General features: G+C 40.9%; 3 protein-coding genes. All 3 read left to right on the forward strand.

The window, feature by feature from the left end:
• Positions 1-785: 785 nt before the first annotated feature.
• The 3 genes from F7Y48_RS23485 (at position 786) to F7Y48_RS23495 (ending at position 2,147) form a co-directional block, all read left to right on the forward strand.
• Positions 786-1,040, forward strand: coding sequence for a type II toxin-antitoxin system Phd/YefM family antitoxin (locus F7Y48_RS23485; protein ID WP_053397282.1), 255 nt, complete (start codon positions 786-788; stop codon positions 1,038-1,040).
• The gene (locus F7Y48_RS23490; RefSeq protein ID WP_005464459.1) at positions 1,033-1,302 is read left to right on the forward strand and encodes a Txe/YoeB family addiction module toxin; all 270 of its coding nucleotides are present in this window, start codon (positions 1,033-1,035) and stop codon (positions 1,300-1,302) included. The genes F7Y48_RS23485 and F7Y48_RS23490 overlap by 8 nt, the downstream gene beginning before the upstream one ends.
• Before the next feature lie 158 nt (positions 1,303-1,460).
• The gene (locus F7Y48_RS23495) at positions 1,461-2,147 is read left to right on the forward strand and encodes a DUF4336 domain-containing protein (protein ID WP_258508300.1); all 687 of its coding nucleotides are present in this window, start codon (positions 1,461-1,463) and stop codon (positions 2,145-2,147) included.
• Positions 2,148-2,410: the final 263 nt, after the last annotated feature.

A 2,410-nucleotide genomic window follows, 5' to 3' on the forward strand; every position in this document is an offset into this window, starting at 1 on the left:
TTAGTTTCTGAAAGGGCAATGGTGTTGTTACAAAGATATCAACTAGAAAATTCTGACATCGTAGTGTACAAAAGCTAACAAAGCATTTAAGAGTGATTCGCAACGCTTGGCAGTTTCGCTTCGCTCACACCTTAATGCGGCGTTAGTACGGGTTTGACATCAATGGTCATAAGTTTTGGTGTTTATCTGTTTTGGTACTCGTCTTTACACCTTTCAGTTTGTACCTTTCACGTTCTTTCCGGTGGCACTATATGCGGAGTATTTGCTTTGATTTCACCGTTTACGGCTTCTAACTCTTAGTCTATTTCTTTGGCGCTTCTTCATTTTCGTGGTGGCTTTTGAGAGAACCTTGATTACTTTTGGTGTGGCTGTCGAAGTACGAGGAAAGAATCCTTTTCTAATTTGAAGCCAGTGAAAGTAGGGTAGTTCAGTGCGTTTTTCTTCTAGCCAACTTTCGTCTCTCAATGGCGATAAAGTTTTGTAGCTGCCCGTCTCACTTCAGTGTTCAAAGCCTTTCATATCATGCCACTTTTCAATATCTTGGAGCGCATAAATAGAAGTAGCGTATGTACTAACAAATTGCTTAAGAGTGATTCGTAACGCGTGGCATTTTTACTCTGCGGTAGCTTATGGTGATTAAGGCGCCGTGCGGTAGCTTTTGTATTGCGTTACTCACACCTTAGCAAGGCGTTAGTTGCCTTATTAATATCGTATGTCCAATTAACTGTACAAGTTAAAGTTGTGAGATTATACTTGTTCCATTAAATGTACATGTGGAGGTTCTTATGAGAATCGTATCTTTTACTGAAGCTAGAAATAGTCTCAAAGCGGTTTTAGACGGTGTCGTTAATGATGCTGACACAACTGTAATTACTCGCCGTGACTCAGAAGATGCAGTGGTTATGTCCCTAGATTATTACAATAGTCTTATGGAGACAGTCCATTTACTTCGTTCACCTCAAAATGCTGAGCATTTAAATCGTTCGATAGCGCAGTATCGTGCTGGTAAAACAACAGCACGAGAGTTGATAGATGAGTAGTAGTCAACGTTTACTATCTTGGACTGACGATGCTTGGGATGACTACTTGTACTGGCAAACCCAAGACAAGAAAACACTAAAACGTATCAACAAGCTGATCAACGATGTTAAACGTTCACCATTTGAGGGCATAGGTAAACCAGAGCCACTAAAAGAAAACTTATCTGGTTTTTGGTCTCGTCGTATTGATGACACCAATAGGCTTGTTTATGCCGTTGATGATCAAGCAATCACGATAATCTCATGTCGCTACCATTACTAAAATTAGCGTCATCGTCAGGCAGCTAACAAACTGTTTAAGAGTGATTCGCAACGCGTGGCATTTTTACTATGCGTTGGTTTAAGTGATTAAGGTGGTTTGCGGCAGCATCGGCATTGCGTTGCTCACACCTTAACAGGGCGTTATGTGATTGGAGTAACATGGAAAAATTAGCGCATGAAATTTGGATATTTAATGGTGAACCTGTTCAGTTCTTAGGTTTGCCTTTTTCCACTCGAATGACGGTTGTTAGACTTTCTAGTGGAGGTTTATGGGTTCATAGTCCAATCAAATTATCTGAGTCAATTGCAGAGCAAATTGACAGTTTAGGTTCTGTTAAATATTTAATTGCCCCCAATCATCTACACCACTTGTTCTTATCTGAATGGATTGCGGCCTTTCCAAACGCAGAAGTCTATGGGACAAACGAGGTGATAAAAAAGCGTAGCGATATTTCTTTTCATACATCTCTTAATAACCCGCAAAGTTATGCTTGGGAGCCTGACATTGAACAAGAATTGTTTTCTGGTTCTCCGCTAATGGAAGAATGTGTGTTTTACCATAGCAGTTCAAGTACGTTAATTGTTACTGACCTGTTTGAGAACTTTTCAGGTAAAGACTTTAACTACTGGCAGCGGGTTGTGGCGAAAGGTGTTGGTATACTTGCCCCTTATGGGAAAATGCCTTTGGATTGGCGTTTAAGTTTCATGTTTGGTAAAGCGGACGCGCGGAAACACCTCAATAGGTTGTTGTCTTGGAACCCGAAAATATTGGTCATGGCTCACGGTGAAATCGTCACTGAAAATGCAGACAAATTCTTACAGAAGTCTTTCAGATGGTTAGTATGAGAAACCTTTGAGAAAATCACATAACAAAGCATTTAAGAGGGATTCACAACGCTTGGCAGTTTTGGTTTGAATTAGCTTAAGTGTTTACAGCACAATGGTTTAGTTTGGGTGGAATGCGTTGTTCACCCCTTAATGCGGCGTTATTTCCGCAACGGATCTCTCAGGCTGAATGTACGTGGTTGTAGCCTAAGAGTGAAAGTGGCGGGGTAATAGGTTGGAAAAGCGGCGAAAAGGGCGAATATTGGTCATTTCCATGCTAGCCT

Origin of the sequence: Vibrio sp. 2-1-2a (genome assembly GCF_032648565.1) — a bacterium.
In the GTDB taxonomy this organism is placed as follows: Bacteria; Pseudomonadota; Gammaproteobacteria; order Enterobacterales; family Vibrionaceae; genus Vibrio; species Vibrio diabolicus.

What these genes read in the sequence shown, in the direction of transcription:
- F7Y48_RS23485 (WP_053397282.1), top strand. Translation starts at nt 786, where the DNA reads ATGAGAATCGTATCTTTTACTGAAGCTAGAAATAGTCTCAAAGCGGTT.
- F7Y48_RS23490 (WP_005464459.1), top strand. Translation starts at nt 1,033, where the DNA reads ATGAGTAGTAGTCAACGTTTACTATCTTGGACTGACGATGCTTGGGAT.
- F7Y48_RS23495 (WP_258508300.1), top strand. Translation starts at nt 1,461, where the DNA reads ATGGAAAAATTAGCGCATGAAATTTGGATATTTAATGGTGAACCTGTT.